This is a genomic window from Glutamicibacter sp. AOP12-B1-11 (genome assembly GCF_052379245.1).
Lineage (GTDB): Bacteria > Actinomycetota > Actinomycetes > Actinomycetales > Micrococcaceae > Glutamicibacter.
Window position 1 is genome coordinate 51,522 of sequence record NZ_JBQSYL010000030.1, and the last position, 6,967, is coordinate 58,488.

The 6,967-nt window shown below is 57.6% G+C and carries 5 protein-coding genes; 4 read left to right on the forward strand and 1 reads right to left on the reverse strand.

The window, feature by feature from the left end; translation table 11 throughout:
• Nucleotides 1-4 precede the first annotated feature (4 nt).
• From ACT3UQ_RS16270 to ACT3UQ_RS16280, 3 genes are all read left to right on the forward strand, one after another.
• A complete protein-coding gene (locus tag ACT3UQ_RS16270; protein WP_105650624.1) occupies nucleotides 5-2,377 on the forward strand; it encodes a Tex family protein in 2,373 nt (790 codons plus the stop codon).
• A gap of 147 nt (nucleotides 2,378-2,524) precedes the next feature.
• Nucleotides 2,525-3,028: a ferritin gene (locus ACT3UQ_RS16275; protein ID WP_096286777.1), complete on the forward strand. Its 504-nt coding sequence runs from the start codon at nucleotides 2,525-2,527 to the stop codon at nucleotides 3,026-3,028.
• A gap of 204 nt (nucleotides 3,029-3,232) precedes the next feature.
• Nucleotides 3,233-3,844 (forward strand): SH3 domain-containing protein, encoded by a 612-nt coding sequence (locus ACT3UQ_RS16280; protein WP_105650612.1) that lies wholly within the window; start codon nucleotides 3,233-3,235, stop codon nucleotides 3,842-3,844.
• Here ACT3UQ_RS16280 and ACT3UQ_RS16285 read toward each other — a convergent pair.
• Entirely contained in the window at nucleotides 3,841-4,485 is a 645-nt protein-coding gene (locus ACT3UQ_RS16285; RefSeq protein WP_181150446.1) for a helix-turn-helix transcriptional regulator, read from the reverse strand. The genes ACT3UQ_RS16280 and ACT3UQ_RS16285 overlap by 4 nt on opposite strands.
• Before the next feature lie 535 nt (nucleotides 4,486-5,020).
• Here ACT3UQ_RS16285 and ACT3UQ_RS16290 point away from each other — a divergent pair.
• Nucleotides 5,021-6,967: choice-of-anchor G family protein (locus ACT3UQ_RS16290; RefSeq protein ID WP_444637541.1), on the forward strand; the 1,947-nt coding region annotated here is incomplete at its 3' end.

Consider the following 6,967-nt stretch of genomic DNA (forward strand, 5'->3'; position numbering starts at 1 on the left):
TTCGGTGAGTAGCACAGAGCAGAAGATCATTGAACAGCTGGCAGCCGAACTATCTGGAGACTCCAAAGTCGCGGTCTGGCAGGTTAATGCGGCCGTGGAACTTTTGGACTCGGGGTCAACGGTTCCATTTATTGCAAGGTACCGAAAAGAAGTCACCGGGATGCTCTCGGACACGCAGCTGCGTTTGCTCGAAGAACGCCTGCGGTACTTGCGAGAACTCGAAGAACGCCGCGTCACGGTCCGCGAAGCCATCAGCGAAGCCGGAAAACTAACCGATCAGCTTGACGCCGCGATTTCGGCGGCTGCCACCAAGGCCGAGCTGGAAGACATCTACCTTCCGTTCAAGTCCAAGCGGCGGACCAAGGCGCAGATAGCTCGTGAAGCTGGGCTGGAACCGTTGGCGGATTTGCTGCTTGGCGATCGGAGCACCGATCCGCAGGTGGCCGCGGCCGCTTACCTCAACGTCGAAGCCGGCTTCGGCACCGAGCTGGATGTGCTTTCCGGTGCCCGTTCGATCGTGACCGAGCGGGTTTCCCAGGATGTCGCCTTGGCTTCCGAGCTTCGCGAGCGGCTGTGGAAGTCGGGCAAGATCGGGGCCAGCGCCGCGGCCGCCGCTACTGCTGAGGCGCAAGGTAAATACAAGGACTACCTCGACTATGTGGCGAACCTGGATTCGCTGCCTTCGCACCGAGTGCTGGCCTTGCTGCGCGGCGAACGCGACGGAGCGCTGAAACTGCAGTTCGCCGAGGCGGATCCGCGCGATGAGCAAGCGCTCGCCGCGGCCCGCACCGGCTACGAAAACGCCATCGCTTCCTCCCTCGGAATTTCCACCAGCCCCGATGCACCGGCCGCTAGTTGGCTGGCGCAGACCGTTCGTCTGGCATGGAAGGCCCGGCTGCTCACGCGATTTGAATCCGATCTGCGCGCTCGCCTCTTCGAAGCGGCCGAGGATGAATCGGTGAAGATTTTCGCGGCCAACCTGCGCGATGTGCTGCTGGCCGCGCCGGCGGGAAGCAAGGCGGTGCTCGGCCTCGACCCGGGTCTGCGCACCGGGGTGAAGGTCGCGGTAGTCGATCTCACCGGAAAGGTCGTAGATATAGCCACCATCTACCCGCATGCCCCGGCTAATCGGTGGGACGAGTCGGTGAAGACGCTGACCAAGTTGGCGCAGAAGCACGGTACCTCGCTGATTGCCGTGGGCAACGGCACCGCGGGACGCGAAACCGATCGCCTGGCCGCAGAGGTCATCAAGGCACTGGGCGGCAAGGACCTGTCCAAGGTCATCGTGTCCGAGGCCGGAGCGTCCGTCTACTCTGCCTCAGAACTTGCCAGCCAGGAACTACCGGACCTGGACGTGTCGATCCGCGGCGCGGTGTCCATTGCCCGGCGCCTGCAGGATCCCTTGGCCGAGCTGGTCAAGATCGATCCGAAGTCCATCGGCGTGGGCCAGTATCAGCACGATGTGGGGGCCACGAAACTGGACCGTGCCTTGGACGCTGTCGTGGAGGACTGCGTGAATGCGGTCGGCGTGGACGTAAATACCGCGTCCCCGGCGCTGCTTTCCCGCGTGGCGGGTGTGGGTCCCTTGCTCAGCCGGAATATCGTCGATCACCGCAACGCCAATGGGGCTTTTGCCACGCGCAAGGAGCTGCTGAAGGTGCCGCGTCTGGGCGCCAAGGCCTTCGAGCAATGCGCCGGCTTCTTGCGTATCACCGGTGGCAAGGAACGCCTGGATGCCTCCTCGGTACATCCCGAAGCGTACGCGCTGGCCAATAAGCTGCAGCAGGCTGCCGAAAGCCAGGGACGGCGTTTAGAAGAGCTGAACCCCGCCGACTTCACCACCGAGCAGTTCGGCGAGCCGACGATACGGGATGTCATTGCAGAACTTCGCCGTCCGGCGCGTGACCCCCGCGGCGAATTCGTTACGGCCGCATTGCGTGAAGGCGTGGAAACACTTTCCGACGTCAAGCCGGGGATGATCATGGAGGGCACCGTGTCCAACGTGGCAGCCTTCGGCGCGTTCGTAGATTTGGGCGTGCACCAGGACGGACTGATCCATGTCTCGGCGATGAGCAACAAGTTCATCTCCGATCCGCGCGAAGTAGTCAGCTCGGGACAGATCGTCAAGGTGAAGGTCCTCGAAGTCGATGCGACGCGCAAGCGCATTTCGCTCACCTTGCGTTTGGACGACGAGCTGCCGGGCGAGAAAACGACGCCAGAACAGACAAGGCCGCGCGGTCAGGGTGGGCCCCGGTCCAACGGCGGGCCAAGCAAGCGGGGCGAGCGTGACCAGGAGGGGAATCGGAAGGCGGCGCCGGCAGCCAGCGCCAATACGGCCATGGCCGAAGCGCTGCGCCGCGCAGGGCTGGGGAAATAGGTAGGACCCAGGTGGTTGTTGCCCTTGCCTTTGTTAGCATCGGCTCAATTAACTACTGGTCAACGCTAAAGTATGCGCTAATTACCCTCGTGATAAGTGTGTCCGAACTTCGGTGACAAGCAGGAAAATGAGTCGTAGTCTGTAGACATGGAACTTACAGGAAAACTGGCAGAGGCCTTCAACACTCAGTTAACTCTCGAATTGACAGCTGCGACCGTTTACCGTCAGCTGGCAGTGGAAATGGACGTTATGAGCCTTTCCGGCATTGCCGGTTGGTTCCGTGCGCAGGCGGCCGAAGAAGTAGTGCATGCGGAGAAGTTCATGACTCACATGACCGACCGTGATGCCCGCCCAAAGATCGGCGAACAGCCGGCACCGGTGATGAACGTCAAGACCGTTGTCGACGCTTTCACCGTTTCGCTGTCCCACGAGCGCAAGGTTTCCGAAGCAATCCGGGAACTCTACCGACTGGCACAGACCGAGGGCGACATCGATTCGATCCCGATGCTGAACTGGTTCATCGAGGAACAGGTCGAAGAAGAGGCCACCGTTTCCGAGATTCTGGACCGGCTCAAGCTCGTCGGAGACGACGGCAGCGGCATTCTGCGACTGGACCGTGAGCTCGGGGCACGTACGTCGGCCGGCGAATAAAACTTCAGGAAGATAAAAACTCTTCAAACATGAAATAAACTTAGGGAATCAGCTAATTGCTGGTTCTCTAAGTTTTTCTATATCGAGGTGGTTGTGAACCAATTGGGTTATCCGCATCCTTCGGCTCGGACGTCGTCACCGACGCATACGCACCGCACGACGGCAGAGCTGAAACTACGTAAGGGTGCCGGGCGACACTACCTTGTGCAGAGCAATCTGAGCTCGGGAACGGAACTTGCGCTCGTTGAAGTGCGCGGCTCCTGGGCGCATGTTTACGTTCACCGAATCTATGGGTGGCTGCCGAATATCTATCTTGAACCGATTCCGGCGGCCATTGAGGAAAACGTTGAAGGCAATCCTGAAGTAGATAGCGGTTCGCGGGTGCTTTCGCGCTATTCGCTGATCGAGGCAACGCACCTCACCACCGCGACTCTCAATCTGCGCCAGGGCAGCGGCACGGGATATCCGGTACTCAAAGTCGTCGAACAGGCGAGCAAGGTGCGGATGGTGCTGCAACAGGGACTGTGGTCGCAAATCCAGTTTGGCCAACTGCTGGGCTGGGTCCCGAGCATGTATCTGCAGACCTTGCCGTCGCGTCCGGCCAAGGGCGGGCTCATCGCGGTTCCCAACCAACGGGCTCTGACGACCATTCAACTCAATGCCCGACGCGGACCTGGAGACCACCACTCTTTGGCGCGCATTTTGCAGGCCGACACCGCCGTGGTGATCGTGGCCCGCCAGGGTGCCTGGCGGCAGATCGACCGCGACGGTGAAGAAATGTGGATTCCAGCCAGCCAACTGCGGACCGTCTACTAAGCGGTCAGCAGATCCGCTGAGGTAATGAGCCCTGTCTCTGCTGCGATGACTGCCAGCTGAACTCGGTTCGAAACGCCGAACTCGTCCATGATCCGGGCCAAATGCAATTTCACCGACCCTTCGCTGATGTGCGTTGATCGCGAAATCTGGATGTTCGTCATACCTGACGCGACACCACGCACGAGTTGCCTGTCGCGATCACTCATTTTGTCAATGATTGCTTGATTCTGGGATCGCCTGGCGAATCGCAGCGGCTTCTCCCAACCTTCGGAGGGCTGGGCAAATAGTTGATAGCCGGCGGCGACCATGCGAAGCGCGCTGGGCAGCTCGGCGCTAATCGAATTCTTCGAAATCAGTCCGGAACTACCCGACTCGTAGGCCTTCGCGAGTTCCGCGCGCCCGTATGAATTGGCGAGCAGCACGACCTTCGTCGATGGTGCTTGGGACGTAATATCCTGGATGGCGAGATGGATATCGGTGCCGCTAAGTGAGTACTCAAGAATCACGATGTGCGGGGTAAAGCTCACGGCATTTTGCACTGCTTCATGCATCGAGTCCGAGATTTTCTCGATCGTAATGTCATTGGCCGATGCTAAAACAGCGGAAATCCCTGCGCGCGAAAAATGATCGCTATCGGCCAAATGGACTCGAATAGGGGGCAAGGGGCATCATCCTTATTCAGAAAATACTCAGGTTGAGGTGCAACAGATCGCCCCTTCATGTCCCCACATGAGTTCATCCATTGCTTGTAGTGTAATCCTATAGCCATGTGGCTAAAAAAACACTCCGACAGTCGGCTGTTAAGTCTCAAATCAGACACGGTTTTCACAATGGACCTCCACCTAAGCGGTGTCAATACCTAATTTTGATGAATTTCAATTGAAGTGTATATGTCAGCTACCGACGGGTAACCCATATCAGCTAGATTTTTTAGCCAAGTGGCCAAGATTAATAACCTGAATTAGCAAAGAATTAGCTGAAAGAAACCTGAGAGTGGAGGGTTGCTCGGCATAGGGTCAAAGTTGGGTCACTTTTGCAGAAGTGCACTCGAAACATTCCGATTGAACGATTTGGCTTCTGATCCGACAGGAGAAATGAAGCATCGCAACTTGAGGACCAATTGGGGCTCGCTGCACATCGGGCATCAGTGAAAGACTTTGTGGGAGGACACGAGTTTTGAAAGATACCAACAAGAAGCCGCGTTTCCGGCGCACGGCCACTTCTGGCCTAGCGTTTGGAACAACGACGGCTGTATTCGCTGCTTCGGCAGTACTTTGCGCAGCGCCGGCTAGTGCCTTCAGCGCTGACGATCCTTCGCAAGCTCAAGCTCATATTATTGACCTTGACTTGTCGACCTTAGACCTTGTGGGTTCGGGCTTCACTCAGCAGAGTTTCCCGGATGACGGCAATCCAGGTGCCGATCAGGGGCAGCTGGATATCGGCCTGCTTTCCGATGAGACGATTGATTTAGGTTCAGGCGTCCAGCTTCCGCTCTTGAAGAATGCGGAAGGCGTGGGCCTCATCGATCTGGGCGAACTGGGTGGATTGAGCAGTTACAGCCTTGCTGATACTGAGGTTCATGCTCGCGCGTCCTCTGGTGCAATTACCGACGGCGGCGCGATCGCAGTATCCCCGAACGCCGGTGTTGGAAACGACCCAGCGTACATCGACCTGGCTGCACTGTTCGACCAGGCTGGAGTTGATGGACTGACCGATCAGATCCTTGACGCTGCTCGTATCGAACTTGGTGCGCTGGCTTCGGAAGCCGAAAGCACCAACGACGTGGTTACTAGTGATTACGTCATCGCGGGAGCCGAGCTGGAACTGAGCAGCCCTCTGGTGGGTACGCTTGGCACCACGTTGGGTGACGTATTCCAGACTGCCGTAGACCCGGTGAGCGGGCTTGTTTCCACAGGCGGTGCGCTGGATTCGCTGCTGAATCAGATCGAAACTACCGCGAATGCGATTCCGCTGGTCAACGTTAACAGTGCTCAGGTAACGATCGACGGGCTGGACACCGTTGGCCAGACTGTTGTTGACGAGCTAATCGCAACACCTATCGCGAACGATAGCGGTTCGATTTCTATCGATCTCGGAACCGGCGATGTTCACGTCGACCTGGCTAAGCTGATTGAAGAAAGCGGCCAGGATCTGAATAATTTCGATCCGAACACGCCGCTGATTGGTGAAGATGTAGCGAATGCTATCGCCAATGGAATCACCGAATCACTGTCGGGAATTACCACCAAGGCAACTTCCATCATCGAGTCGGTCTTGAATGACTTGAACGTGAAGGTCGAACTGAACATAACCGCAGGTGTATTCCCTCTTACGGCTACTGGCGGTGTACTGATCGAAGGAACGCTGGCCCAGTTCGCTGGAACCGAAGCGCCTGCACCGACGGCAGAAACTGAGCTTGATCTGCTTGGAATTATTGATATCGGCGACCTGCTGAACCCAATTACTGCTGCTGTTGCAGATGGTATTACCACTACCACTGGCCCATTGGTACAGGGCGTGCTAGATAACGTCGGCAATGGTCTTGGCGAGGTTGTAGACCCAGCTGTAGGCCTAATTGCCGGTCAGCTGGAGCCAGTTCTGCGTGGGGTGCTTGACCGCGTAGTAACCATCACGATCAACGAGCAGCCGACCGAAGATCCGCTGCTCACCGATGGCGACTTGGGTGCTGACAGCTTTACCGTCCGTGCACTGTCCGTAACTGTGCTGCCAGACGTTGCTGCAGGTGGCCTTGCCAACCTGTCGCTGGCGTCTTCAACCGTACAGTCTGCTGCTGAAGAAGCAGTTGTCGCACCAGTCGATATCCTGACTCCGACCGAGGGCGAAGAAATTCCTGTTGGCCCCGTTGATGTAACGGGTACCGGCGAGCCTGGTACCGAAGTAACTGTCTCGATCCCGGGACAGGATGATCAGGTGACCACTGTTGGCGAAGACGGAACCTGGACTGTTACGTTCCCTGACGTGCCTGCTGGGAACCACACAGCTACTGCAACGGATGAGAACGAATCAACTGACGAAGTGAACTTCGTTGTTGTTGAAGATGTCGATGCTGATGCAGCCGCTGACGCTGTCGATGCTGATGCAGCCGCTGACGCTGTCGATGCT